This window comes from Streptomyces viridiviolaceus (assembly GCF_014650995.1).
Classification (GTDB): domain Bacteria; phylum Actinomycetota; class Actinomycetes; order Streptomycetales; family Streptomycetaceae; genus Streptomyces; species Streptomyces viridiviolaceus.
In genome coordinates, this window is record NZ_BMWA01000005.1 from 201424 (window position 1) to 226980 (window position 25557).

A 25557-nucleotide genomic window follows, 5' to 3' on the forward strand; every position below is an offset into this window, starting at 1 on the left:
GGGAGCCCCGACGGGGAGGCGGGCCTTGGTCGTCGCTGGTTCCCCGCGAGGCTCGGGCGGTCGTCACCCGCTGCTCACCCACTGCTCCGCCGGCGGCACGGGACGGCCGTCACCGGCGGCGGCCCTTGCGCGTGGCACGGGTGGTGAGCTCCTCGTAGGCGGGTGCGTCACCCGCGCGGACCCGCTCCCAGGCGCGGGCGAACAGGTCGGGCACCGGCAGCAGCGGCACCGTCCGTATGTCTGCCCGGACCGGGTAGAGGCCCTCCTTCCAGGTCTCCACCGGCAGGGCGGGCGCCTTGAGGTCGTGCCAGCCGCAGGGCAGGAAGAGCGCACGTCCGGCCCGGGGCCGCTTGGCCTCGACGACCAGATCCGTCCCGGCGAGTTCGGCGCGGGCCTTCTTCAGCCGGGCGGGCTTCCAGCCGGTCCAGCGGGCGCAGTTGCGGTCCGTCGGATCGGGCAGGGCGAGCAACTGCAGATACAGCGCCGCCGCGTCCTCGCTCAGTCCGTGGGCCGCGGCGACCTCGGCCACGAGCGCCGGAGCACCGACCACCGGGTCCTGGGCGTGTCCGGTGGGTCCTTCGGGATCGATGCCGACGGAGAGGGCCCGGGCGAGTTCGTCGCCGAGGATCGTCCGCAGCGCCCGCAGTCCGGCACCCCGCCCGGCGCCCACCAGCCCTTCGAGCAGGCCGAAGACGGCGTCGTCCGGCCCGGTGACGCCGGCCGGGCGGACGAGCACCGTCTCCTGGTCGCCGTACCAGGGCAGGAGCACCAGCGCCTCGCCGAGCCGCGTCATGCCGTCCGCGTCGGCACCACCGGTGGCGGGCAGTCCGTACGCCTTGCGCAGCTCGGCGGCCGTCGGTCCGCCCTTCTCGGTCCACGCGACGTCGAGGTCGAGCAGCAGTCCCGGGTCGGCGACGCGCCGACGCAGGGCGGCGAGACCGTCCGGCAGGGCGGCGCGCAGGCGGTGGCCGTGAGGCAGGGCGTAGGCGAGCGCCGCGAGGGCGGCGACCGCACCGGACAGAGTGTGTCCTGCGGGCAGCGCGCCGGGATCGTCCGGGACCAGCCTGCCGTCCTTGTCCGGGCGTTGGACGGTGGTGCGGCTGAGCCAGGCGGTGCGTGCCGGGTTGAGTACGTCCTCGGCGTAGCCGGTGGGCAGGCCGGCGAGGTCGGCGGTCAGGTCCTCCGGCAGGCGGAGCAGGGAAGCCAGGCGTTCGCCCCACACCCGGCCCGCGGCGTCCGTGTCCGGCCCGGTCGTCCACAGCCGCGCGGGATCGTCCGGCAGCAGGGCGGCGAGAAGGGCCCGCCGGTCGTCGGCGGGAAGCGAGCCCAGCATGCCGTTGCCCGCGTCGAGCTGACGCGGTTTCAGCCCCACCACGGCCAGCGCGTCGGCGTCGAGCTTCTGCGGCTGCCCCGCGAGGAGCACCGCGGCCTGGACCGGACCCAGGCCGCCACGCGTCGCCCCCACGAGCGCGGAGGGCGACTCGGGCCGCCAGGGTGCGGGGCCCTTGTCCCGGATCAACCGGGCGACGGCGGCGAGCCCGTCGGCCGGGAAGGCCGAGGTGTGCCGGGTCTCCTTCTCCAGCGTGAAGTGGGCGACGGCTCCGAATCCGCCGGACGGGTCGTGGTCGAGGGCGAGCCAGTTGACGCGGTCGCGGAGGTGGTCGACGTTCTGGCAACCGAGGACGACCACCGTGCGGCCGTCCCGGCGCAGCACCTGACCCGCGCGCTGCTGCTTGTCGTGCGGCTCGCTCAGCACGATCTCGCGCAGCGCGCTCCGGGGATCCGCGAGCGGCCCTTCGGCCAGCGCCTCGAACAGCAGGAGCAACGCCTCGCGTTCGGCGTCCGGCAGGACCGGTGAGGCAGCGCGGTGGGCCAGTGGCCGCAGCACGGTCAGGACGGAGGGCCAGACCATGCCGAAGGCGGGGATCGTGTGCTCGTCGCTGTGCCAGCCGTCGCCCAGGGCGGTGAGGCGGGCCCGGTCGGGCAGCGGCTTGCCGTCGGCGGGCTTCCCGGACAGCACGTGGTTCACGGCGCGGACCTGCCGCAGGGTCGTCCAGCGCTGGTCGCCGCCCCAGCCTCCCCACAGGGAGGCGAGTCCGGCGGTGGCCGCGCGCAGCGTCCGGTCGTCGCCGTGTTCGGGCCGGTGGTCCGCGAACATGCCGTCGGTCCGCCGCGGGTCCGGCTTCGGCCGCTCGGCGGGCGGCGTCACGAACCCGGTGACGAGGTGGGCGATCTGGAGCGCCGCGCGGACCAGGGCCGCCACGCCGGTCAGGAGCCGTTCGTCGGTGAGGCCGGGAAGGGAGCGGGTCAGGGAGCGCCGGACGACTTCCTCCGCGGTCGGCACGACGGGCTTGCCCTCGGCGGTCGTCCCGGAGGCGCCGCCCGCCGCCTCCACCCGCGCCTGGCGTTCGGCCAGGGCCTCGACAGCGACGCGCAGCACCTGCCCCACGTGCTCGTCGGTCAGGTCGCGCAGCACACCGGACGCGCGCTCGTCACGCGGACGCAGGGCGTGCCAGAACGCGACCGGCGGCACGAGCGGGGTGCCCGCGGCGAACTCGCCGCCCCGCTCGCCCGGCGTCACCCGGGCCAGCTCACCGGCGCCGGTGGCATCGTCCTGCGAGAACAGTGCCACCCCGCGGTGGAGGAGCGCGGCGACGGGTTCGGCCCCGCCGGGCAGCCGCAGCGCACCGAGCGGTACCGCACGCCCCCGTCGCCGGTCGCTCCGCAGGGTGACGGTGCGGCCGTCCGGCGTCCCGGTGGTCGTGCGGACCTCGGCGCCCTCGTCGTCGACGCGCACCCAGCGGCCGAGTACGGTCCCGTCGGTGCCGAACGGGCTCTGTTGCAGGCCCGGTTGCAGCGGAAGCACCTGGCACCGGTCCTGCAGGAGAGCCGCGTCGTCGCGGATGCCGGACCGGAGGAAGGCGGGCAGGGACGCGCGCCCGTGGGTGCCGGTCTCCGGGTCGTACTCCAGCCACACCTGCCGGCGGCCCTGGCGGCCCTGGCGCCAGTACATGGCGCCGTCACCGATGACGGGGCGGCCGGCCGGCAGGACGGTGTCGCCCGCGTGCAGGGTGCGCCCGCCGGTGGCCCGGCCGCCGCCGGGCAGGGGGATCGACGGTGTGTCGGCGTCGTTGCTCCACCAGTTCACCGGCTCGCCGCCGAGGGTGAACACGTCGGCGGGCCGGGCCGACCAGTAGCCGCGCTGCTTGCCCCCGTGCCACCACATCACCAGCAACTCGCCGTCGGTGTAGCGGAACCGCGGGCGCTGCCAGCGGTCCAGATCGGCGGGCAGGCGCAGGTCGTGCTCGAGGAGTACCTCGTCCGGGCCGACGACGACCGCCTTGTGGCCGCGGCTCAGGATCAGGTGGGGCCACGCCTCGTTCACGATCAGCGTGTTGTCGCGGTCCTTGCGCGTCTCGGTGTCGAGCAGCCGCAGGGCGTCGTCGAGGGCGGACCAGCCCAGCTCGTCCAGGATCCCGGCCCGCAGCGTGCGCCCGAGCACGGGCGCGACCTCGTAGGCGGCGATGCGGGAGACGGCCGCGGGGTTGACCCGGGGGGCCACCACGCGGAAGGGGCGCAGCCGGTACAGCGCCTCGCGGGCCCCCGGCAGGCCCGCCGCCGCGGTGAGTTCCGCGGCCGCGTCGTCCAGCCACTCGCGCAGGACCTCGCTCAGCACGGGATGGTCGGCGAGCCGGTCCAGCAGCCGGGAGGCCGCCCGGACGTCACCCACGGCGCCGACGGCCCGCAGCAGCAGGGGACGCAGCCGCGGATCGGCCGCGGCGGCGGCCAGATCGCGCCGGCCCGGCAGGGTGTCACACACCCAGCGGTCCAGCCCGAGGTGGACCTCGGCATCGGCGTCCGGCAGGGCGAGGGGGATGCCCTCGGCCGCGCACAGGTCCAGCAGGTCGAGGTCGACTCCCGTGTGCCGGCGGCCCGCGAACAGGTCGACGGCCCGGCCGTCGGCGCGCAGCCGGGGCGCCATCCGCGCGACCAGACCGAGGGTGGCGGCGGAACGGTCGCAGAGGGTGGCGCCGTGCTTGCGGTGGGCGGCCCAGCGGCTGAGCCAGTCCGCCGCGTCCACACCGTCGGACGCCTCGCCGGCCTCGCCGGTCAGCAGCAGGTCGGCGCCGCACTCGGTCAGCAGCGTCAGCCAGAACTCGTCGTCCTCGGTGCTGCGGCCCAGCCCGGCCGGCATGATCTCCAGCAACCGGCTCCGGACGGCCGGCTGCTCCTCGGCGAGGACGGCCAGCGTTGCCCGGTAGGCGTTCCAGAAGGAGGCGGGTGCCCGTACGGCGGCGGGGGAGGCGACGAGATCGGCGACGAGGGCGCACTCCGCGGCGACCCGCGGCAGCCCGGCGGCCTTGATCAGACCGCGCGCGTCCTGCGGCAGCGACGCGTACGGCGGCATACCGGCCGCGCAGCGCTCCACGGTCAGCTGCCGGAACTGCTCCCACGCCTCGGCGGCGTCGAGCCGGCCGGCGAGGTCCTTCACATGCTGTTTGAGCGCCTTGACCGTGAGCGCGCCGGCGAAGGCGAACTCCAGGAAGACCGCGCGCTGCCGCTCCTCGTCGACGCCCAGCGCGTGCACCCGCTCGGCCTCGCGCGCCTTGCCGAAGAAGGCGGCGGCGTACGTCGTGTTGTCGTACTGCAGGAAGATGCGGGCGGCCTGCTCGTAGAAGGTGGGCAGGAAGTGCGGCACGGCCCGGCCGAGCCGGTCGCCGAGCGCCTCGAAGCCCTCCTTGGCGGTGCCGGGGCGGGACTTGGCCTGCCGCGCGAGCCGTTCGACGTCCTTGACCAGGGCGAGTGCGTGATGTCCGTTCGCCGGGTCGTTGACCAGCGCCCAGGCGGGGAAGCCGAGGGTCTCGCGGCGTACCTGCCCGACCTCGGGCGTCTCCGGATCCCGGGCCAGTCCGAGGAAGTCCAGGGCGAGGTCCTCGGCCTCTCCGAGGGTGCCGGGCACGAGCCGGACGACGCTGCGGCCGTCCAGGGCGGGGTGGGTGTAGGTACGGACAGTGAGGGTGTCGGCGTCCTCGCGGGCGGTGCTGCCCGGCGGCAGGACGGCTCCGGCGTCGAGCAGGGCGGCGGCGGTGGCGTCGTCGGCGGGGCGGGCTGGTGCGGAGGTGGCGTCGTCGGCGGGGCCGTTCGCGGTGGCGCCGGGCGCGGTGGTCTCACTCATCGTGCTCATGCCGCCCGCTCCTCGTCCTCGATGTCGCGCCCGGCGTACAGCGCGGCGGCCATGCGCATGCCCTCCGACCAGGCCACCGGCCCGACCTGGCCGAGCCGGAGCACCTGTCCGGCGGCGTCGGTCCACATCAGCGGGCCGGTCTCCGTCTCCTCGTAGCCGTCGTAGTCGCCGACCCAGACCCGGGCCTCGACGCCGCGGCCGTGCTCCCGCACGGAGCACACGGCGTGCCCGCCGCGCACGCGGTAGCCGAGCTGGGCGACCCGTCCGTGCAGGAAGCGCAGCTCCTTGAACATGCCGCCCGCGTACTCCTCGACCGCCGTGCCCTCCGTGTCGAGCGCGGCCGGGCGGTGCCACACCTCGCGGAAGAGCTGCTGGGCACGCTGCTCGACGCCGAGTTCGACGGCGAACTCCCGCAGTTCCTCCAGGTCCTCCAGCAGCACGGGATGCGGCAGGCGGACGAGGTCGGGGGCGATGCGCACCGTGTCGCCGTCGAGGTCGACGAGGCCGAGCCCGCGCTCGGAGTCGGCGTCCCGCAGGAAGCCCGCGACCTCGCCGTCCGCACCGGTGACCACCAGGTCGCGCAGGGCCGACCGCCACGCCGGGTCGGGCCACACCCGGGCGATGACGGCGAGGGGCACGGGCAGCGATCGCACCATCCACCGCTCCACGTCGGTGAGGCACTGGCGTTCGTGACGCTCAAGCCACTCGGCGAGCTGCCGCAGCCCGACGACGGCCGGCTCGTCCGCGAGCTTGGCCGGGACCGACTTCAACCGCCGCCCGGACGCGTTGCGGCACACCACCTTCCCGTCGTCCAGGGCGACCTCGTAGTCGCCGGCCGTGACCCACCCCATCCGTGCCTCCCCGCACCGCAGTGATCAAGTGCTGGGAACTCTAGGCCAGACCACTGACAACGCCGCCGGGCCTCTTCCCCGGTGAGCTGCGGTCAGTTCTCCAGGCGGACCGGCATCAGCATCGAGAACGTGTCCTCGTCGTCGGGACGGCGGATCGTGACGGGCGCCGTGGGGGCACCGAACTCCAGGACCAGCCGGTCCCGCGCGCCGGCGGCGAGCGCGTCCAGCAGGAACGCGCGGTCGACGGCCACGCGGACGTGTTCGCGGCCGGTGGGCTCCTCGTCGCCGTCCCCGGAGACGGTCACGGTGCCGTCGGGCGTCACCCGGAGCAGGGTGAGATCGCGGGGGGTGCCGTCCTGCCCGCGTACGTCACCGCTGACGACGGGTCCGGTTCGCACCGCCTCCTGGAAGGCCGGGACGTCCACGACGGCGCGGCACCCGTCCGGCACGCGGACCAGGCGGCGGTAGTCGGGAAAGTCGTGGTCGAGGAACTGGCCGGCGGCCTGGCGGTCCCCGGCCTCCAAAGCCACGCGGTCGCCGTCGACGGCGAGCCGGACGTCCTCCTCACCGGTCAGCAACGCCCGCATCGCGCCGGCGAGGGGAAGCGGCACGACGACCTGCTCGCGGGAGCCGTCGTATCCGGTGGTGCCGGCCCGCGCGACGGCCATCCGGTACCGGTCGGTGGCCACGAGCCGCAGTTCCTCGCCCTCGATGTCGAACAGGACACCGCCGAGCATCGGCAGCTCGGGGTCGGCGGCGGCCGCGAACCGGACCGCGTCCAGCGCGTCGGCCAGCTCGGGTGCGCGGACACTCAGCCGGACGGTGGCGGTGCGGAGCGACGTCAAGGTTTTCTCCCTGCGTTCGAGTAGTGCTCGGAGCGTGGAGAACTCCCTCCGGGCCTCGGAGAGCCCTGCTTCGAGACGGCGCAGATGCGTCTGGAGGAGTTCTCGCACCAGGGCGGCGTCCGCACTGGACCAGCCCGCCAGCACCAGCCGGATGTCCGCGAGCGGCATCCCCGCCCGGCGCAGCCGGGCCAGCAGCCGCGCCTCGTCGAGCTGCTCGGGACCGTACCAACGGTAGCCACTGACCGGATCCACCCAGGCGGGTACCAGCACCCCCGCCCCGTCGTAGAACCGCAGGGCACTCACACTCAGCCCGCTGTCCCCGGCCATCTCGCCAATGCTGCGCATCTCGTTCTCCACAGCAGGAACTCTGGGCCCTCCACCAGGTCGAGGGTCAAACCCGGCGGGCATCCACGTCGCCTCCGGCCCTCGTCTGTGCTGGGAGGCCGACGTCCGGTGCGGTGGCCGAAGTGGAGGAACGGTCATGTCGGCCAGCCCAGTTGTGAGTACGTCTCTCCGCGGGCGATGGCGCCGAGCGCGGCCCGGGTGTAGTGCACGAGCGGTTCGGGCAGGGCGTCGAGGGGCCACCAGCGCCACTCCAGGCAGCGGTCGGGCTCCAGCAGCCGGGGCTCACCGCGCCAGCGGGAGGGCCGGAAGAACAGTTGCATACGGGGGACGGGACTGACGGGGTCCAGCAGGTGCACGGTGTGGACGAGGGTGAGGTCCTCCTCGGCGACGACGATTCCGGTCTCCTCGGCCACCTCGCGCACGACGCAGCGGCGGACGGGTTCGAGCTCGCAGTGCCCGGCGGGCACGTGCCAGGTCGAGGGGGCGTAGGCGGAGTCGGGGTGGCGTTTGCCGAGCAGGACGGTGCCGTCGCGTTCGAGGTAGAGGTGGCCGCCGATGATGTTGCGCTCGGTGGCCGACCGGGGTTCCCGCAGGCGCACGACGGCCGGCCGGACCCCGTCCCGGTTGCGGGCGGGCCCGCGGAGCCGGTGTTCGTGGATGACGGCGAGGGTGCCGGGGTCCATGGTCATGTGGGCGGTCTCCGCGGCGTCCGTCCACCGCAGCTGGATGCCCTCCCGCAGGTCGATCTCGTGGGCTGCGCCGTTCCAGGTACCGAGGTAGACGAGCACGCGGTCGGTCACCGTGCCGGAGCCGTCGACCCTTTCCACGACGCTGAAGGGGCGCAGCCCGGGCACGGACAGCCCGGTCTCCTCCAGCAGTTCACGGGCGATGGCCTCGTCACATGACTCGCCGGGTTCAGCGTGTCCGCCGGGGAGCGCCCAGGTGCCGGGGCACCGAATGGGCTTGTTCGCGTCGCGCAGGTGCAGCAGGTACTGGCCCGCGTCGTTGATCAGGAGGGCCGCCGTGTCGCGTGGCTCTTCGGCCGGCAGGCCGGAGGCGGACGCGTTCATGTCGTGGGTGGTCACCGGTGGGTACCTCCTGTGCGGTCGGTGGCGGCACGGAAGTAAACGAGACGGGCGGCGATATCGAACACAGGTGTTTCGGACGAAGCGGATTCCGTACGGCCACTCGCCGGTCGGGGGTGGGCGACGCCTCCGCCCCTGGCAGGCCGGGGCTCGCAGGCACGGCCGCGTGACCGAAACGCCGAGCACGTCCGCGACGCGCCTCCGCGTACTTTCGCGGGCCCGCGAGCGGCGACCGGACCGCACCGAGGCACCCGTATGCGGGAGCCCGGACGTCCTCCGAAGGAACGCTGACACCGTCCCCGCACCGACGGCTGTCCTCCGTCGCGGTCAGCGCCGCGCCGCGGTGACGCCTCCCACCCGGCGGGTCAGCTCCCGCGCCGTCTGCGCCACGTGGCCCGCGATCCGGTGGCGTTCCGACTCGTCGGCCGACTCGCCGGGGAAGGTGACGGAGACGCCGGCGATGGGGTGGGCGTGGTGGTCCAGCACCGGCGCGGCGACGGAGGAGAGGCCGGGGGTGACCTCGCCCTCCTCCGTCGCGTACCCCCGGCGTCGCACCTGGGCCAGCAGGCCCCGCAGTGCCGTCAGCGACGCCGGACCGACGCCGTGCCGCAGTACGAAGGCCGACCGGTCCGGGAAGATCGCCCGCACCTGCGCGGGCGGCAGCAGCGCCAGCACCGCCCGGCCGCTGGCGGTCAGGTGCGCCGGCAGCCGCACGCCCACCTCGCTGACGAGCGGTGCCCGGCCCGGGGCGCGCTCCTCGATGACGTAGATGACCTCGCGGCCGTGCAGCACGGCGAGGTTCGCGTTGTGCCCGGTGCGGTCCACGAGCGTGGCCAGCGGCGCCCGTGCCAGCCGCTGGAACGGCGCCTGACGCTCGTATCCGGAGGCCAGTTCGAAGGCGCTGACGCCGAGGCCGTAGCGCCGTTCCTCCGGCAGATGGACGACGAAGCCGTCGGCGGCGAGCGTGTCGAGCAGGTGGTAGGTCGTCGAGCGGGGCAGACCCACGTCGCGGCTGATGGCGGCTGCCGGCACGGGCGCGGCCTGCCGCGCCAGGTAGCGCAGCACAGCCAGCACCTGGGCGGCGGCCGGGACGATGCTCATGGGGCGAGAGTAGACCAGTGGCTGCGCAGACCGAATGTCTGGGATCCCAGACGGTAGTGTCTGGGATCCCAGACACTACCGGTTCGACCCCTCTCGCAGACCCCCGTCGAACTGCGGCTTCATAGGGACATGACCGTTGTTGTTGGTGTCGGTGCGCTCTCCGCTGACGAAGTCGTGTCCGTTGCCCGTCTCGGTACCCCGGTGGCCCTCGCCCCGGAGGCGCTCAAGGAGATCGCCCGCAGTCGCGAGGTCATCCAGGCCCTCGCCGACGACGCCAAGCCCCACTACGGCGTCTCCACCGGTTTCGGCGCCCTGGCCACCCGTCACATCCCCACCGAGCTGCGTGCCCAGCTCCAGCGCAGCCTGGTGCGTTCGCACGCCGCGGGTTCGGGTCCCGAGGTCGAGCGTGAGGTGGTCCGCGCGCTGATGCTGCTGCGCCTGTCCACCCTCGCCACGGGCCGTACGGGCGTACGGACGCAGACCGCGGAGGCCTACGCCGCACTGCTGAACGCCGGCATCACCCCGGTCGTCCACGAGTACGGCTCGCTCGGCTGCTCCGGCGACCTCGCCCCCCTCGCGCACTGCGCCCTCGCCGTCATGGGCGAGGGCGAGGTGCGCACCGCCGACGGCGTGCGCAAGCCCGCCGCCGAGGCGCTCGCCGACGCGGGCATCACCCCGGTCGTTCTGGAGGAGAAGGAGGGCCTCGCCCTCATCAACGGCACCGACGGCATGCTCGGCATGCTCGTCCTCGCCGCCCACGACCTGCGCCGCCTGCTGCGCACGGCCGACATCGCCGCCGCGATGAGCGTCGAGGGCCAGCTCGGCACCGACGCCGTGTTCGCCGCCGACCTGCAGGCGCTGCGCCCGCATCCGGGCCAGGGGGACAGCGCCGGCAACCTGCGCTCCCTGCTCGCCGACTCGGCGATCGTCGCCAGTCACAAGGGACCGGAATGCACCCGTGTGCAGGACGCGTACTCGCTGCGCTGCTCGCCGCAGGTCCACGGGACGGCCCGCGACACCCTCGCCCACGCCGAACTGGTGGCCTCCCGCGAGCTGGCCGCCGCGATCGACAACCCCGTCGTCACCCTCGACGGCCGGGTGGAGAGCAACGGCAACTTCCACGGTGCCCCGGTCGCCGCCGTCCTCGACTTCCTGGCCATCTCGGTCGCCGACCTCGCCTCGATCTCCGAGCGCCGCACGGACCGGTTCCTCGACACCGCCCGCAACCGGGGCCTCAACGCCTTCCTGGCCGACGACCCCGGCGTCGACTCCGGCCACATGATCGCGCAGTACACGCAGGCCGCGATCGTCTCCGAGCTCAAGCGGCTCGCCGTACCGGCCTCCACCGACTCGATCCCCTCCAGCGCCATGCAGGAGGACCACGTCTCCATGGGCTGGTCCGCCGCCCGTAAGCTGCGCCGCGCCATCGACGGACTCGGCCGTGTCCTCGCGGTGGAGATCTACACCGCCGCCCGCGCGCTCGACCTGCGGGCCCCGCTGACCCCGGCGCCGGCCACCGCCGCCGTCCGCGACGGCCTGCGCGAGACGGTCGACGGCCCCGGCACCGACCGCTGGCTGGCCCCCGAGATCGAGGCGACCGTCCAGTACGTCACCTCCGGCGGCGCCCTGGCCGCCGCGGAGTCGGTCACCGGCCCGCTGGTCTGACCGAGCCGTTCGACCCGCACACCTGCCGGTGCCCGAGGGCCCGGCAGGTGCCGCAGCCAGGTCCGGCGCGTTCGTGACGGGGTCCTCCCCGTCGAGGAGGGACAGCCTGCGCACCCCGCGCCGTCACGGGGGAGTCCACGCTCACCCACGGCCGGGGGCGCGCGTGCCCTGCGCCGCACGGACGTCGGCCACTTCTCGGCGGGGGCGCGCGCCGGCCTCGTCGTCCTGGACGCCCCCTCGCCCGTGCATCCGGCCTACCGGCCGGGAGTTCCGCCGGTGTCGGCGGTCCGGCGGGCGGGCCGTCCGTGCGAAGGGGTTCCTCCCGGTGCGTGACCTGCCGACCGCCGGTACGCCCGCGGCACGGCAGGCGGCCGCGCCGCAGGGCGGGGCCTTTCGCTGTTCGATCCGGAAGGAAACCCCATGGCACCAAAGATTCTCCGCGCGCAGACGAGGACGCCCGCTCCGTGGAAGAACGGCGGAGGCGTGACCTCGGAGGTCGCCGCCCACCCGGAGGGCGCGGGGACCGACGACTTCGCGTGGCGGGTCAGCGTCGCCGACGTCGCACGCAGCGGACGGTTCTCCACGTTCGACGGCGTCGACAGGATCATCACCGTCGTCGACGGACCGGGCATGGCCCTGACCGTCGACGGGACCTCACACGTGGTGGACACCCCGTACGAGCCCTTCGCCTTCCCCGGTGACGCAGCCACGGAGTGCCGGCTGCTCGGCGGGCCCGTCGTCGACTTCAACGTGATGGTCCGGCGCGCCGAGACGACGGCACGGGTCCACATCGTGCGCTCGCACACCTCGGTGCGTCCCGACGCCGGGACCCGCGTCCTCGCGATCGTCCTGGAGGGGTCGGCCCTGCTCCACGGGGCGTCCGTCCGTCTCGGCCGTCTGGACGCCGTCCTGCTCTCCGAAGGGGACTCCGACGCCGTCGGCGTCGACGGGGTCCTCGCGGTCGTCGTCCTCGTCGGCCGGACCGGCCGCTGACCGGGCCGGTCCCCGTCCCTGAGGTGAGAAGCCGCGGCCGCCGGGCCGCGGCTCTCGTCGCTTCTCACGGCCCGGCGACCTGCCGATGGGCGGGCCGGGTGCAGCCCGCGGGGGTGTCACGGCCGGGCGGTCACCATGCGGTGGATCAGGCGGGCACCCGTGCGTGCCGTGCGCTGGTCCACGTCGAACTCGGGGTTCAGCTCGGCGATGTCGCAGACCGCGAGCCTGCCGCTCGCCGCCACCCGGGTGCAGACGCGCTCGATGACGTCCATGGGCACGCCGTGGGCGGCGGGGGCGCTGACACCCGGCGCGACGGCGGCGGGGAGCACGTCGAGGTCGATGCTCAGGTGCACGACGTCGCAGCTCGCGAGGAACTCGTCGACGAACCTCTCGGTGCGCGCCAGGCCGAGCAGGCCGCATTCGGTGTCCGGCAGATAGCGGACGCCGAGCCTGTCCGCGGTGCGGAACAGCCGCTCCGTGTTGCTCGGCTGGCTGATGCCCAGCACCCAGTAGTCGAACTCCCGGCCGTGCCGCTCCTCGCTCTGCGCCATCTGCAGGAAGGGCGTGCCGGAGCTGGGCCGGACGTCATCGCGCAGGTCGAAGTGCGCGTCGAGGTTGAGCACCCCGAGACGGCCGCCCTCGCGCAGCGCCCGCGTCTGTTCCAGCCCGCAGTAGCTGCCGTACGCGACCTCGTGGCCGCCGCCCAGCACCATGACCTGGTGGCCGCGGTCGACGAGCGCGGCGACCGCGCGTCCCAGGCGTTGCTGCCCCGATTCCAGGGCGCCCTCCCCGTCCCCCGAGACCTCGATGTCGCCGGCATCGAGCGCCCGCAGCGGTCGCGGCAGCGCCATGGACGCGAGGGCGCGGCGCAGGGCCTGCGGGCCGTTCGCGGCGCCCTGCCGGCCCTTGTTGCGCCGTACGCCCTCGTCGCTGCGGAAGCCGACGAAGGCGACGTCCCCCGGGGCCGCCTCCGTCGGATCGAGGTGGACGGCGTGGTGCCAGCGCAGGTTGCCGGCGCCGGGGCCGTCGTCCCGCCCGGTCCACCGTGCGGCCGGGACGTCCGCGTGGAGGAGCGGGGTTTCCCTGTCCGTGCCCACGGCGCTCACGCTGCGCCGCCTTCGGTCTCCGTCATCGGGATGCGCACGCCGCGCTCCTCGGCCACCGAGGCGGCGTGTTCGTACCCGGCGTCGACGTGCCGGGTCAAGGCCCGACGGGCGATGTCCGCGCAGGAGACGGCGGCCCTGAGGTTCCCCGTCCCCTTCTGGCCCTACGGCCAGATCGCCGCCGTCGTCTTCATGGCCGCGGTGATGGAGTTGCTCGGCTTCCAGGAGAGCACGCGGATCGCCCTGGTCGTCGGCGTCGTGTGGCTGGCGCTCCTCGCGGTCGTCCACGTCCTGTGGGTCCGGCGGCGGCGTCCCGGCCCGCAACCGGTCCTGGCCGGTGGGACGACGGCCATGGGCAACACGCCGGACGGTGACCTGGCGGGTCTGGAGGGGCCGGCTCACGCACCGCGATGACATCCGCCGGCCACCGTGGCGTGGCACAGGGCGCCGCGATGAATCTGAAAAACAGATTGCTTGCAGCGGAAACATCTGTTGGACAGGTTTTCGGCCGCGCCCGAGGATGTCTCGTGCGGTAGCACAGTCAACGCGACACCGGGATGGACTACCGCCTGAGTGGAGGCTGACATGCCGAGTGAACAGACTGAAGTGGTCGTCGTCGGGGCGGGCCAGGCGGGCGTGGCGGTGAGCGAGCACCTGGGAGCCCACGGCGTACCGCACCTCGTCCTGGAGCGGCACCGCATCGCCGAGCGCTGGCGTTCGGAGCGCTGGGACTCCCTGGTCGCGAACGGGCCCGCGTGGCACGACCGGTTCCCCGGGCTGGAGTTCTCCGGCGTCGACCCCGATGCCTTCGCCTCGAAGGAGCAGGTCGCGGACTACTTCGTCACGTACGCCGAGAAGATCGGCGCCCCGGTCCGGTGCGGTGTCGAGGTGACCTCGGTGCGCCGGCACGCCGGTCGGCCCGGCTTCCGGGTCGAGACGTCGGAGGGATCCGTCGACGCGCGCTTCGTCGTGGCCGCGACCGGACCCTTCCAGCGGCCCGTGATCCCGCCCGTCGTCCCGGACGGCGCCGTCCCCGTGCAGATCCACTCCAGTGGGTACCGCAACCCGGAGCAGCTGCCCGAGGGCGCGGTCCTCGTGGTGGGGGCCGGCTCCTCGGGGGTCCAGATCGCCGACGAGCTGCGCCGGTCCGGCCGCCGGGTCTTCCTGTCGGTCGGTCCGCACGACCGCCCGCCCCGCGAGTACCGCGGGCGTGACTTCTGCTGGTGGCTCGGTGTGCTCGGGATCTGGGACGCGGAGACGCCGCCCCGGGGTGCCGAACACGTCACCATCGCGGTCAGCGGCGCCCGCGGCGGTCACACCGTGGACTTCCGCGCCCTGGCCGGCACCGGCATCGAACTCGTCGGCATGACCTCGGCCCACGACGACGGCGTACTGCGCTTCGCGCCGGATCTCGCGACGAACATCGCGCTCGGCGACGCCAAGTACCTCGCGTTCCTCCGGGCGGCCGACGAGTACGTCGAGCGCAACGGGCTCGACTTCCCCGAGGAGCCGGAGGCCCACGTCCTCGGGCCGGACCCGGACTGCGTGACCAGTCCCCTCCTGGAACTCGACCTGGCCGAGGCCGGCGTCACCTCGATCGTCTGGGCCACGGGCTTCGCCGCGGACTACAGCTGGCTCGAGGTCGACGCGTTCGACGAGAACGGCCGGCCGGACCACCGACGGGGAGTGTCCCGCGAGCCCGGCGTCTACTTCCTCGGCCTGCCCTGGCTGTCCCGCCGCGGGTCGAGCTTCATCTGGGGGGTGTGGCACGACGCCAGGTACGTCGCCGACCACATAGCGATCCAGCGCGGCTATCTCGCGTACGGCACCACCGACCGGCCCGGCACCGCGCCGGCGACCGCGAAGAACTGAGGAGCAGACGACATGACCTCCACGAGCGAGGGCCGCCGGGTGAAGGCCCCGATCGTCGCCGGCGGGCACACCCGGATCCGTCCGTTCAACACGCGCGACACCTATCCCGAGCAGAACCTCGACAACGACCTCTGCCAGGCCGTCGTCGCCGGCGACACGGTGTACGTCCGGGGGCAGATCGGCCAGGACCTCGACACCAGCGAGTCCGTGGGCATCGGTGACGCCGAGGCGCAGGCCGAGCAGGCCATGGCCAACATCAAGATGCTGCTCGAAGAAGCGGGCAGCCGGATGGAGCACCTGGTCAAGCTGACCATCTACCTGATCGACCCGCGCTACCGCGAGGCGGTGTACCGCACCGTGGGCCGCTGGACCAAGGGGGTGCACCCCATCTCCACCGGCCTGGTGGTCTCCGCCCTCGCGCGCCCGGAGTGGCTGTGCGAGATCGACGCGGTCGCCGTGATCCCCGAGGAGGACCGGGCATGACCATGTCCCTGGTGGTACGCGACGGCGAGCGGTTCGGCATCGTGGCCGGCTCGTCGAGTCCGGCGGTCGCCGCCCGGGTCGCCCATCTGCGGCCCGGGGTCGGCGCGGCGGCTTCGCAGAACGTCACCGACCCCACGCTCGGCACGAGCCTGCTGGAGCGGCTGGCGGAGCACGGCGACGCGGAACGCGCCCTGGCCGACGTCACCGGCGCGGCGCGGAACGAGAAGACCATCGAGTACCGGCAGTTGACCGTGCTGGGCCGCTCCGGTGCCGGGTTCGCCTTCAGCGGCTCGCGGACGCTCGGCACGCACGCCTCCGCCACCGCGGACGGCGCGGTGGCGGCCGGCAACATGCTGTCCGGCGAGCACATCCCCCGCGTACTCCTCGACGCCTACACGGCGGCCACCGGAGAGCTCGAGGAGCGTCTGGTCACCGCTCTGAAGGCAGCCGTCGCGGCCGGCGGCGAGGAGGGGCCGGTGTACTCCGCGGGCCTGGCGGTCGTCGCGGACGTGGACTGGCGGGTGACCGACCTGCGGGTGGACTGGGCCGACGATCCCGTCGACCGGCTCGGTGAACTCCTGGACGTCTGGCTGCCGCAGCGGGACGACTACGTGCGCCGCGGACTCGACCCGGCCTCCGCTCCTTCGTACGGCGTCCCGGGCGACCTGTGACGGGCGCGCTGAAAGAGGCGGCCCGGCAGGCGGTCGACCGTCGTGCCGAGGAGCTGATCCGCCTGTCCGAGCGGCTGCACGCCGACCCGGAGACCGCCTGGGAGGAGCACCGGGCCGCCGCCGCCGTACCGGAACTGCTGGACCGCGCCGGATTCGACGTCACGTCGTCCTACCTGGGCCTGGAGACGGCGTTCCTCGCCCGGTCGGGGAGCGGGCCCGTCCGGATCGCGCTGTGCGCCGAGTACGACGCGCTGCCGGGCCTCGGCCACGCGTGCGGGCACAATCTCATCGCGGCGAGTTCGGTGGGGGCCGCGCTCGCACTGGCCGCCGTCGCCGACGACGCCGGCCTCACGGTGGAGGTCTACGGCACCCCCGCGGAGGAAGGCGGCGGCGGCAAGATCGAGATGCTCGACCGGGGCGCCTTCGGCGGAGTGGACCTCGCGATGATGGTGCACCCGGCGCCGGTCGACGTCGCCGAGGCCCGCCCGTTCGCCGTCAGCCACTCCCGGATCTCCTACACCGGGAAGTCCGCGCATGCCGCGGCCTACCCGGAGGCCGGGGTCAACGCGGCCGACGCCTTCACCGTGGCCCAGGTCGCGATCGGCCTGCTGCGCCAGCAGCTGCCGGCCTCGGCCAGGGTGCACGGTGTGGTGACGCACGCCGGGGACGCCCCGAACGCCATCCCGGAGCGGTCGACCGGCCGGTGGTACGTGCGGGCGGAGACGCTGGCCGAACTGGCCGAGCTGGAGCCACGGGTGATGCGGGCCTTCGAGGCCGGTGCCCTCGCGACCGGCTGCGAACTCGAGATCGAGCCGGAGAGCAAGCCGTACGCGGAGTTCCGCACGGACGAGACCGCCCTCGGGCACTACCGCGCGAACGCCCTCGCCCTGGGCCGGGAGTTCGCGCCGCCCGGTCAGGCCGCGCGGATGAACCGCGCCTCCACCGACATGGGCAACGTCTCGCAGGTGGTGCCGGCCATCCACCCCTACATCGGCATCGGATCCCTGCCCGCCACCAACCACCAGCACGAGTTCGCCGCGTACTGCGTGGGCGGGACGGCGCAGCGGGCCCTGCTCGACGGGGCGATCGCCCTGGCCTGGACCGGCGTGGACCGCGGCGCCTCGGCCGGGGGAGGGGCGGCGCGATGACCTCCGTCCGCCACCCGCCCGGTCCGCTCACCCCGGACTGCCTTCCCGCGTCGCGAACCCCCGCGCACCGTCCCGGTGCGTACTGCGCGGGCGTGCCCGGCCTTCCCACCGTCGTCCTGGGCGCCGCAGGCGTGTCCTCCGTCCGGATCCGCACCGAGGCCGGGGGAAGGACGGGCACGCCGCGTGGCCCACGGCGTCCGGGGCGTGTCCGCGCGGTGCTCCGGCCGCCGCCGGAACCCGTCTCGGCGCGTCGTTCAGCGGCCCCTCGATCCCCGACGACCCGGAGGACACCGATGACCCCTACCACAGGACCCCGGCGCATCGCCCCCGCGGACGACAGGCACCGGACGGAGCACGACATGCTCGGCGACGTCGAGGTGCCGGCGGACGCCTACTACGGTGCCCACACCGTCCGGGCGGTGGCCAACTTCCCCCTCACCGGGGAGACCCTCGCCGCCCGGCCGCACCTGATCGGCGCCCTGGCGGCGGTGAAGCACGCCGCGGCCCGCGCCAACGCCGACATCGGCGCGCTGGACGCCTCTCGCGCCTCGGCGATCGCGGACGCCTGCGCCGAGATCCGCGGCGGCGCGCTGCGGGACCAGTTCGTGGTCGACCTCATCCAGGGCGGCGCGGGCACGTCGACCAACATGAACGCCAACGAGGTGATCGCCAACCGCGCCCTGGAACTGCTCGGACGCTCCCGCGGGGAGTACGCGGTCCTGCACCCCCTCGACCACGTCAACCTCGGACAGAGCACCAACGACGTCTATCCGACCGCGGTGAAACTGGCGCTGGACGCCCACATCGCCGAACTGCTCGTCGCCCTGGCCGGCCTGCGCGAGGCCTTCGAGACCAAGTCCGCCGAGTTCGCCGACGTGCTGAAGATGGGCCGCACCCAGCTGCAGGACGCCGTACCCATGACGCTGGGCCAGGAGTTCGGGGCGTTCGCCGTCACCCTCGCCGAGGACGAACAGCGGCTCGCCGAGGTCAGACCGCTGCTGCACGAACTCAACCTCGGCGGCACGGCGATCGGCACCGGACTCAACGCCCGACCGGGCTACCGGGAGCGCGTGATGGACCATCTGCGCCGGCTGACGGGGATCGGGACGCTCCAGTCCTCGCCCGACCTCGTCGAGGCCACCCAGGACGTCGGCGTCTTCGTCCAGCTGTCCGGTGTGCTCAAGCGCGTCGCCGTGAAACTGTCCAAGATCTGCAACGACCTGCGTCTGCTGTCCTCGGGACCGCAGGCCGGATTCGGCGACATCGTTCTCCCCGCGCGGCAGGCCGGATCGTCCATCATGCCGGGCAAGGTGAATCCGGTGATCCCCGAGGCGGTCAACCAGATCGCGTTCGAGGTCATCGGCAACGACGTGACCGTCACCCTGGCCGCCGAGGGCGGCCAGCTCCAGCTGAACGCCTTCGAGCCGGTCATCCACCGCAGTCTGAGCGCGGGCCTCGACCACCTCACCGCGGGGATCGGAGTCCTCACCGAGCACTGCGTGCGGGGCATCACCGCCAACCGGACCCGGCTCGCGCGGACCGTCGCCGCCTCCACCGGACTGGTCACCGCGCTCGGCCCCGCACTCGGTTACGAGACCGCCTGCGCCATCGCGCTGGAGGCGCACCACACCGGCAGGCCCGCGCTCGACCTCGTACGCGAACGCGAGCTGCTGACCGAGGCGGAACTCCGCGCGCTCACCAGCCCCGCATCCCTCACCGGCCTGCCCGTGCTCTGAGGGCGCGGCGCCGGCGGCACCCGCACACCTCCGGCCTTCTCCACCCATCCACCCAAGGAGGCGCGTATGCGCACCTTCAACAGCGACGCCACGACGACCGAAGCCGCGGTGGCCACCGACACGGTCGCACTGCGCAGGAGCGTCGCCGCGGGAGCCGTCGGCGTGTTCGTGCACTGGTTCGACTGGGCGGCCTACGCCTATCTCGCCGGTACCGTCGCCACCGTGTTCTTCCCGGCCGAGAACAGCACGACCGGACTGCTCGCCGTGTTCGGTGTGTTCGCCGTTTCGTTCGGCATCCGGCCGATCGGCGCCCTGGTGTTCGGGCCGCTCGGCGACCGGATCGGCCGCAAGCGCACCCTGTCGCTGGTCATCTTCATGATGTCCGGCGCGACCCTGGCGATCGGGCTGCTGCCCGGCTACGCGTCGATCGGAATCGCCGCTCCGGTGCTCCTCGTCGTCCTGCGCCTGATCCAGGGCTTCGCGGCGGGCGGCGAGTTCGGCAGCGCGGCGAGCTTCCTCGCCGAGATGGCGCCCCGGCGCCGTCGCGGATTCGGCGTGAGCTGGCTGGAGGTCGGCTCCCTGCTGGGCTTCCTCGCCGGCTCGTTCGTCTTCCTGCTGCTGTCCACCGGGCTCGACGACGATCAGCTGGCCTCCTGGGGCTGGCGCGTCCCCTTCCTCGTCTCCGCGCCGCTGGGCGTCATCGGCTTCATCATCCGCAACAAGATCGAGGACACCCCGGAGTACCGGACGCTGGTGGCCGGCGACTCCGTCCCGCGCAGCCCGGCGCGGGAGCTGCTGCGCTCCCACAAGCGGCAACTGCTCCAGGCGGCGGGCCTGATGGCGGCCATGCACGTGCCCTTCTACGCGGTGCTGACCTACCTCGTCACCTACGAGACCGACCACCTGGGGCACTCGGCCGGCAGCGCCGCCCTGCTGTCCACGGTGATCTCGCTGCTGGGACTGGTGCTCGTGCCGCTGTTCGGGCTGCTGTCCGACCGGGTGGGACGCAAGCCGGTGTTCGTCGGGGCGACGGCCGCGCTGCTCGTCGTCTCCACCCCGGCCTTCCTGCTGATGCGGACCGGGCTCGCCGGGACCTGGATCGCCGGTCTGCTGCTCGGCGTGATCCTTGCGGCGATCCTCGGCACGTACGCGGTGTGGTCGGCGGAGGCCTTCCCCACCCGCACGCGTCAGAGCGGTCTGTCCATCGCCTACAACGTCACCGCCGCCCTGTTCGCCGGCACCGTGCCGTACCTGATGACCGTGCTCATCTCCGCGACCGGCAGCACCCTGGTGCCCGGCCCGTACCTGATGGTGTTCGCCGTCGGCGGTCTCGTCGCCGCCCTGTCCCTGCGGGAGACCGCCGGTTCCGCCCTGCTGCACCCCGGGGACGTGTCCGAAGCGGCGGCCGTCGAGGCCCGCTAGAAGGCGCCGCATAAGGTCGGCACCGGAACGGATCACCAGGCGCAGGGGTCGCGTATGACGTCACCAGTGGGTTTCACGCTCGTTCAGCTCCGCTATTTCCTCGTCGCCGCCGAACGCGGTTCGATGACGGAGGCCTCGGCGGAGCTGCACATCGCGCAGTCCGCCGTGTCCGCGGCCGTCTACAACCTGGAGCGGGACCTCCAGGTGCAGCTGTTCGTCCGCCGGCGGGGCCGGGGGCTGACCCTCACCCCGGCGGGGGAGAGGCTCCGGCAGCAGGCGCGGGACCTGCTGGCCCGTGCCCGCGAGGTGGAACGGGAGGCCCGGGGAGACGGTGGCACCGTCTCCGGGCCGGTGGCCGTCGGCTGTTTCGTCACCCTGGCCCCCTACTACCTGCCGCCCCTGTTCAGCGAGTGCACCAGGCGCTATCCGGGCATCGAGATCGACGTGGTGGAGGCGGAGACGGACCAGCTCGTCCAAGCCCTGGCGGCGGGACGCATCGACTTCGCTCTCACCTACGGCCTCGGTCTGTCGGCCGGGCCGGACCTGCGCAGCGAGACGATCGCCCGCGCCCCGGCCTATGTCATCGTCTCGGCCGATCACCCGCTGGCCGGGCACGGCAGTGTGGACCTGGTCGAACTGTCCGCGGAACCGCTCGTCCTGCTGGACCTTCCGCACAGCCGCGACTACTTCCGCTCGCTGGTGGCCGCCACCGGCACCGCGCCCGATGTCCGCTACCGCACGCAGAGCTACGAGACCGTGCGCTCCCTGGTGGCCCGGGGACTCGGCTACTCCGTGCTCAACCAGCGGCCGGCGACCAGTCAGACCTACAGCGGCGGCGAGCTCGCGGAGCTCCAGCTCCGGGACGGCGGCCCCCCGCTCGAAGTCAAGATCGCCTCGTTGGAGGGCATGACCCAGACGGCCCGCGCCCGGGCGGTGATGGAGCTGCTGCGGGAGATCGCCGCCCGGTCCACCGAGGTCTGAGCCGGCAGCCGCTCACCGGCCTGGGGCGTCCGCGAAATCGCGGCTGCCCGCGACACCCGGCACGCCCGGCTCCCCGAGCGCCGGTGGTGCCCGCACACGGGCGGTCCCTCCAGTGACCCCCGGAGAGCGCACCGGACGCCGCGGGGCCCGCCCTCCGGGCGGACCAGGCGACTTCGCGGACACCCCTGGGGGCCCGAAGCGCCGCCCGGTGAGCGCTAGAGACCGGCACAGCCCGTCACCGCCCGCGCATGCGCCAGGATCAGCTCACGGGCTCGGTCGGGGCGCAGAGCCGCGTTGTGGCTGACGATGTGCAGCCCGTAGCCGTCCTCCAGGGCCACCAGCCCGTGCGCCAGATCGTGCGCGGACGCGGCGAGGGAGAAGACACCGGTCGCCGCGCCGACCTCCAGGGCGGTCGTGTAGATCGCGACCTCCCGGGCGAACAGGGAGGTCATCAGCTCGGCGTGGCCCGGGCTGCGGCCGGCTCGCCGGTGCAGTTCGTACAGCAGGCCGTGGACGGGATCGTCCGTCATGCTCGGCAGGCCGCTGTGCAGCAGGGCACGCAGCCGTGCCGCCGGGTCTTCGGCAGGGGCCTCCTCGTAGGCGCGCTGCCGGGATGCCAGGTAGCTCTCCACCGCGCCCCGGTGCACCTCGAGGACGAGGCCGTCGAGCTCGGGGTAGTAGTACAGGACCGAGCCCTGGGAGACGCCCGCCGCGTCCGCGATGTCCTTGATGCGCAGGCCCTCCAGCCCGCGCTCCGCGATGGCCCGTCCCGCGGCGGAGACGAGCGCCTGCCTGCGTGCCGTCTGGTTGCGTGGTCTACCCGCTTTCCCCATGGTGGTCGATTCTCTGCTGTCCGCATCAGTTTTCGCAAGAAGATTCCGCTCGGAGCATTGACGGCCGGTCCGCCTATTGTTTGAATCTCGGCTCAAAGAAACCGGCGCAGGCACTCGCTGCCGAGCTCCTCGCCCTGCCGCACCCGCCGTTCCGGGGCGGCACCTCCTGAGACGGCCCAGGCCACCCGATCCGAACGGGCACCGGCTCCCACGTCCCACGACGCAATCGAAGGCCACAGCATGCAGACGTACGCCCACTGGCGGCAGCGCGCCGCCGACCTCACGCCACGCACGCGCCTGTTCATCGACGGAGCGTGGACCGACCCCGCCGACGACCGGTGGATCCCGACCGTGAACCCCGCGACCGGCAAGACCACCGCGCACGTGGCGGCCGGCTCGGCCGCCGACGTCGACCGGGCCGTGACCGCGGCCCGCACCGCCTTCGAGGACGGCCGCTGGTCGCGTACCGCACCCACCGAGCGCAAGCGGGTCCTGCTCGCCCTCGCCCGCCTCATCGAGGAGAACGGCGAGGAACTCGCCCTCTGCGACACCCTCGACATGGGCAAGCCCATCACGGAGGCCCACGGCACCGACGTGCCCGGTGCGGCCGGCGTCTTCGCCTGGTACGCGGAGGCCGTCGACAAGCTCTACGACGAGGTCGCACCGGCCCCGCCCGGCAACCTCGCCCTCGTGCGCCGCGCCCCGCTGGGCGTCGTGGGCGCGGTAGTGCCCTGGAACTTCCCCCTCGACATCGCGAGCTGGAAGCTGGCACCCGCCCTGGCCGCGGGCAACAGCGTCGTACTGAAGCCGGCCGAGCAGTCCCCGCTGTCGGCGCTGCTGCTGGCCGAACTCGCCTTGCGGGCCGGCCTTCCCGACGGCGTACTGAACGTCGTCCCCGGACCCGGCGCGACGACCGGGCGGGCTCTCGGCCTCCACATGGACGTGGACAGCCTGGTCTTCACCGGCTCCACCGCCGTGGCCCGGCGGTTCCTCGCCTACTCGGCCGAGTCGAACATGAAGCAGGTGTGGCCCGAGGCCGGCGGCAAGAGCCCCAACCTGGTCTTCGCCGACGCCGACCTCGACGCCGCCGCGGAACGGGCGGCCTGGGGCTTCGTCTACAACTCCGGGCAGGTGTGCTCCGCCAACACCCGCCTGCTCATCGAGGCCTCCGTCGCGGACGAGTTCACGGCCAGGGTCGCCGAACACGCCCGGGCCTGGCTGCCGGGCGACCCGCTCGACCCCGCGACCCGTCTGGGACCGCTCGTCGACGAGTCCCAGGTGGACCGCATCCTCGCAGCCCTGCGGTCATCGGGCGGCACGCTCGTGTGCGGCGGTACGCGGCCCGACCGCGACGGCGCCTACCTCGACCCCACCGTCGTCACGGGCCTCGGACCCGATGCCCCCCTCGTCCGGGAGGAACTGTTCGGTCCGGTGCTGACAGTGCTGCCCTTCCACGACGAGGCCGAGGCCGTCCGCCTCGCCAACGACAGCGCCTACGGACTGGCCGCCTCGGTGTGGACCCGGGACCTGGGCAGGGCCCACCGCGTCGCCGACGCCCTGCGGGCGGGCACCGTGTCCGTCAACACCGTCGACGCGCTCAGCCCGTTCACCCCCTTCGGCGGATTCAAGCAGTCGGGCCACGGCCGCGACCTCTCCCTGCACTCCTTCGACAAGTACACCGGCCTGAAGACGACCTGGATCGCCCACGGCTGACCGTGCCGGCGACCGACACCCTCTCCGGCACGGCATCCGCCACCGGTACCGAACAAAGGACGCACCGCTCATGACCCTCGACGCCGCAGACCTCACCCGGCTGGACCGAGCGCACATCATCCACCCCTACCTGCCGGGCAGCGCCACCGAGCGCGTCGTCATGACCTCCGGCTCCGGCTGCCGCCTCACCGACACCGAGGGCCGCGGCTACCTCGACGCCACCGGCGGCCTCTGGCTCGCCCAGGTCGGCCACGGCCGCACCGAACTGGCCGACGTCGCCCACGAGCAGATGAAGAAGCTGGAGTACTTCACCAGCTTCTGGGAGTTCTCCAACGAACGAGCCATCGAACTCGCCGCGCGCCTGGCCTCCATCGCCCCCGACCCCCTCAACCACGTCTACTTCACCTCGGGCGGCTCCGAGGGCAACGAGGCGGCCATCAAGATGGCCCGCTACCACCACCACCGGCGCGGCGAGAGCAGCCGGACCTGGATCCTGGCGCGCAGCAAGGCCTACCACGGCATCGGCTACGGCGGCGGCTCGGCCACCGGCTTCCCCCTCTACCACGAGGGCTTCGCCCCGATGATGCCGCACGTCTCCCACCTCACGCCCCCGTGGCCGTACCGCAGCGAGCTCTACGGCGACCGGCCGCTGAGCCCCGAGCAGGTCACCGACTTCCTCATCCGCGAACTGGAGGAGCGCATCGCGGAGATCGGCGCGCGCAACATCGCGGCGATGATCGGCGAACCCATCATGGGGGTCGGCGGCATGCTCGTCCCGCCGGCCGACTACTGGCCCCGGGTGCGTGAGGTCCTCGACCGGCACGGCATCCTGCTGATCTTCGACGAGGTGGTCACCGCCTACGGCCGCGTCGGTGAGTGGTTCGCCGCACAGTACTTCGGCGTCACCCCGGACATCATCGTCACCGCCAAGGGCATCACCTCCGGCTACGTCCCGCTGGGCGCGCTCCTGGTCGGGGACCATGTCGCCGAGGTCCTGCTGCGCGACCACGGCTTCCCCATGGGCTACACCTACAACGGCCACCCCGTCGCCACCGCGGTGGCCACCGCCAACCTGGACATCATCGAGAAGGAGGGGCTCCTCGCCCGCGCGACGAGCCTCGGCGCCTTCCTCCACGGCGAACTCCAGGCCCAACTGGGCGAGTTGCCGATCGTCGGCGAGATCCGCTCGGTCGGCATGATGCTCGCCGTCGAACTCGTGCAGGACCGCGCCACCCGCGCACCCCTGCCCCTCGACCCCGACCGGATGCCGCACGACGTCATCCGCCGCGAGACCGGTGTGATCGTGCGCGACTCCGCGCACAGCCTGGTGCTGTCCCCGCCGCTCGTCATGACCGAGGCCGAGGCCAAGGAAGCGGCCTCCGCCCTGCGCAGCGTCCTGGAGCGCACCGAACCCTCCGGTGAGATACGCGCCGCCTGACACCTGCGGGGGAGGCCCGGCACGTCACCGGGCCTCCCCACCCAGCAGCACACGACACGGAACCCCACACCGTCGCCGGCGCACCGC

The 25557-nt window shown here is 73.5% G+C and carries 19 protein-coding genes and 1 pseudogene; 13 read left to right on the top strand and 7 right to left on the bottom strand.

The genetic code is table 11. From position 1 onward, the window contains the following. Window positions 1-109 precede the first annotated feature (109 nt). From IE260_RS08755 to IE260_RS08775, 5 genes are all read right to left on the bottom strand, one after another. Complete coding sequence (locus IE260_RS08755) at window positions 110-5185, bottom strand: hypothetical protein (protein ID WP_189869914.1); 5076 nt, start codon at window positions 5183-5185, stop codon at window positions 110-112. Continuing rightward, window positions 5182-6036, bottom strand: coding sequence for a DUF4132 domain-containing protein (locus IE260_RS08760; RefSeq protein ID WP_189869915.1), 855 nt, complete (start codon window positions 6034-6036; stop codon window positions 5182-5184). The genes IE260_RS08755 and IE260_RS08760 overlap by 4 nt, the downstream gene beginning before the upstream one ends. Before the next feature lie 92 nt (window positions 6037-6128). Then, window positions 6129-7226 (bottom strand): DNA polymerase III subunit beta family protein, encoded by a 1098-nt coding sequence (locus IE260_RS08765; RefSeq protein ID WP_189869916.1) that lies wholly within the window; start codon window positions 7224-7226, stop codon window positions 6129-6131. 134 nt (window positions 7227-7360) lie between these two features. Continuing rightward, complete coding sequence (locus IE260_RS08770) at window positions 7361-8311, bottom strand: NUDIX hydrolase (RefSeq protein WP_189869917.1); 951 nt, start codon at window positions 8309-8311, stop codon at window positions 7361-7363. A gap of 327 nt (window positions 8312-8638) precedes the next feature. Then, the gene (locus IE260_RS08775; protein WP_189869918.1) at window positions 8639-9412 is read right to left on the bottom strand and encodes an IclR family transcriptional regulator; all 774 of its coding nucleotides are present in this window, start codon (window positions 9410-9412) and stop codon (window positions 8639-8641) included. A 129-nt stretch (window positions 9413-9541) separates the two neighbouring features. Here IE260_RS08775 and hutH point away from each other — a divergent pair, with 129 nt between their 5' ends. The 3 genes and pseudogenes from hutH (at window position 9542) to IE260_RS08785 (ending at window position 12070) form a co-directional block, all read left to right on the top strand. Beyond that, window positions 9542-11077 carry a histidine ammonia-lyase gene (gene hutH, locus IE260_RS08780; RefSeq protein ID WP_189869919.1) on the top strand — a complete coding sequence of 512 codons (1536 nt, stop codon included), beginning with the start codon at window positions 9542-9544 and terminating at the stop codon, window positions 11075-11077. A gap of 141 nt (window positions 11078-11218) precedes the next feature. After that, window positions 11219-11410: pseudogene (locus IE260_RS41535) on the top strand (imidazolonepropionase); the annotation flags it as partial. Window positions 11411-11497: 87 nt separating this feature from the next. Further along, entirely contained in the window at window positions 11498-12070 is a 573-nt protein-coding gene (locus tag IE260_RS08785) for a HutD/Ves family protein (RefSeq protein ID WP_189869920.1), read from the top strand. Window positions 12071-12186: 116 nt separating this feature from the next. Here the strand turns inward: IE260_RS08785 and hutG are convergent, their stop codons facing one another. After that, entirely contained in the window at window positions 12187-13176 is a 990-nt protein-coding gene (hutG, locus tag IE260_RS08790) for a formimidoylglutamase (protein ID WP_229880556.1), read from the bottom strand. A gap of 111 nt (window positions 13177-13287) precedes the next feature. Between hutG and IE260_RS08795 the strand changes: the two genes are divergently transcribed. The 8 genes from IE260_RS08795 (at window position 13288) to IE260_RS08830 (ending at window position 21486) form a co-directional block, all read left to right on the top strand. Beyond that, a complete protein-coding gene (locus IE260_RS08795) occupies window positions 13288-13587 on the top strand; it encodes a hypothetical protein (RefSeq protein ID WP_189869922.1) in 300 nt (99 codons plus the stop codon). 171 nt (window positions 13588-13758) lie between these two features. Then, window positions 13759-15045, top strand: a complete 1287-nt coding sequence (locus IE260_RS08800; protein WP_189869923.1) for a flavin-containing monooxygenase — start codon at window positions 13759-13761, stop codon at window positions 15043-15045. Between the two features lie 12 nt (window positions 15046-15057). Further along, window positions 15058-15528 carry a RidA family protein gene (locus IE260_RS08805; RefSeq protein ID WP_189869924.1) on the top strand — a complete coding sequence of 157 codons (471 nt, stop codon included), beginning with the start codon at window positions 15058-15060 and terminating at the stop codon, window positions 15526-15528. Beyond that, on the top strand, window positions 15525-16199 hold the full coding sequence (locus IE260_RS08810; RefSeq protein ID WP_189869925.1) for a DUF1028 domain-containing protein: 675 nt from the start codon (window positions 15525-15527) through the stop codon (window positions 16197-16199). The genes IE260_RS08805 and IE260_RS08810 overlap by 4 nt, the downstream gene beginning before the upstream one ends. Beyond that, on the top strand, window positions 16196-17347 hold the full coding sequence (locus tag IE260_RS08815) for a M20 family metallopeptidase (RefSeq protein WP_229880558.1): 1152 nt from the start codon (window positions 16196-16198) through the stop codon (window positions 17345-17347). The genes IE260_RS08810 and IE260_RS08815 overlap by 4 nt, the downstream gene beginning before the upstream one ends. Window positions 17348-17640: 293 nt before the next feature. Then, window positions 17641-19083 (top strand): aspartate ammonia-lyase, encoded by a 1443-nt coding sequence (locus IE260_RS08820; protein WP_189869926.1) that lies wholly within the window; start codon window positions 17641-17643, stop codon window positions 19081-19083. Between the two features lie 66 nt (window positions 19084-19149). Beyond that, complete coding sequence (locus tag IE260_RS08825) at window positions 19150-20505, top strand: MFS transporter (protein WP_189869927.1); 1356 nt, start codon at window positions 19150-19152, stop codon at window positions 20503-20505. 54 nt (window positions 20506-20559) lie between these two features. Further along, on the top strand, window positions 20560-21486 hold the full coding sequence (locus tag IE260_RS08830) for a LysR family transcriptional regulator (protein ID WP_189869928.1): 927 nt from the start codon (window positions 20560-20562) through the stop codon (window positions 21484-21486). A gap of 215 nt (window positions 21487-21701) precedes the next feature. Here the strand turns inward: IE260_RS08830 and IE260_RS08835 are convergent, their stop codons facing one another. After that, window positions 21702-22319 carry a TetR/AcrR family transcriptional regulator gene (locus IE260_RS08835; RefSeq protein WP_189869929.1) on the bottom strand — a complete coding sequence of 206 codons (618 nt, stop codon included), beginning with the start codon at window positions 22317-22319 and terminating at the stop codon, window positions 21702-21704. Between the two features lie 240 nt (window positions 22320-22559). On the opposite strand from IE260_RS08835, the gene IE260_RS08840 reads away from it, so the two are divergent. Together IE260_RS08840 and IE260_RS08845 are read left to right on the top strand one after the other, a co-directional pair. Next, window positions 22560-24032, top strand: a complete 1473-nt coding sequence (locus IE260_RS08840) for an aldehyde dehydrogenase (protein ID WP_189869930.1) — start codon at window positions 22560-22562, stop codon at window positions 24030-24032. Between the two features lie 70 nt (window positions 24033-24102). Beyond that, window positions 24103-25470 carry an aminotransferase family protein gene (locus IE260_RS08845; RefSeq protein WP_189869931.1) on the top strand — a complete coding sequence of 456 codons (1368 nt, stop codon included), beginning with the start codon at window positions 24103-24105 and terminating at the stop codon, window positions 25468-25470. Window positions 25471-25557: the final 87 nt, after the last annotated feature.

Coding starts and splice junctions, on each gene's coding strand:
- IE260_RS08755 (WP_189869914.1), bottom strand. CDS start 5,185: ATGAGCACGATGAGTGAGACCACCGCGCCCGGCGCCACCGCGAACGGC.
- IE260_RS08760 (WP_189869915.1), bottom strand. CDS start 6,036: ATGGGGTGGGTCACGGCCGGCGACTACGAGGTCGCCCTGGACGACGGG.
- IE260_RS08765 (WP_189869916.1), bottom strand. CDS start 7,226: ATGCGCAGCATTGGCGAGATGGCCGGGGACAGCGGGCTGAGTGTGAGT.
- IE260_RS08775 (WP_189869918.1), bottom strand. CDS start 9,412: ATGAGCATCGTCCCGGCCGCCGCCCAGGTGCTGGCTGTGCTGCGCTAC.
- hutH (WP_189869919.1), top strand. CDS start 9,542: ATGACCGTTGTTGTTGGTGTCGGTGCGCTCTCCGCTGACGAAGTCGTG.
- IE260_RS08785 (WP_189869920.1), top strand. CDS start 11,498: ATGGCACCAAAGATTCTCCGCGCGCAGACGAGGACGCCCGCTCCGTGG.
- IE260_RS08795 (WP_189869922.1), top strand. CDS start 13,288: ATGTCCGCGCAGGAGACGGCGGCCCTGAGGTTCCCCGTCCCCTTCTGG.
- IE260_RS08800 (WP_189869923.1), top strand. CDS start 13,759: ATGCCGAGTGAACAGACTGAAGTGGTCGTCGTCGGGGCGGGCCAGGCG.
- IE260_RS08805 (WP_189869924.1), top strand. CDS start 15,058: ATGACCTCCACGAGCGAGGGCCGCCGGGTGAAGGCCCCGATCGTCGCC.
- IE260_RS08810 (WP_189869925.1), top strand. CDS start 15,525: ATGACCATGTCCCTGGTGGTACGCGACGGCGAGCGGTTCGGCATCGTG.
- IE260_RS08820 (WP_189869926.1), top strand. CDS start 17,641: ATGACCCCTACCACAGGACCCCGGCGCATCGCCCCCGCGGACGACAGG.
- IE260_RS08825 (WP_189869927.1), top strand. CDS start 19,150: ATGCGCACCTTCAACAGCGACGCCACGACGACCGAAGCCGCGGTGGCC.
- IE260_RS08830 (WP_189869928.1), top strand. CDS start 20,560: ATGACGTCACCAGTGGGTTTCACGCTCGTTCAGCTCCGCTATTTCCTC.
- IE260_RS08835 (WP_189869929.1), bottom strand. CDS start 22,319: ATGGGGAAAGCGGGTAGACCACGCAACCAGACGGCACGCAGGCAGGCG.
- IE260_RS08840 (WP_189869930.1), top strand. CDS start 22,560: ATGCAGACGTACGCCCACTGGCGGCAGCGCGCCGCCGACCTCACGCCA.
- IE260_RS08845 (WP_189869931.1), top strand. CDS start 24,103: ATGACCCTCGACGCCGCAGACCTCACCCGGCTGGACCGAGCGCACATC.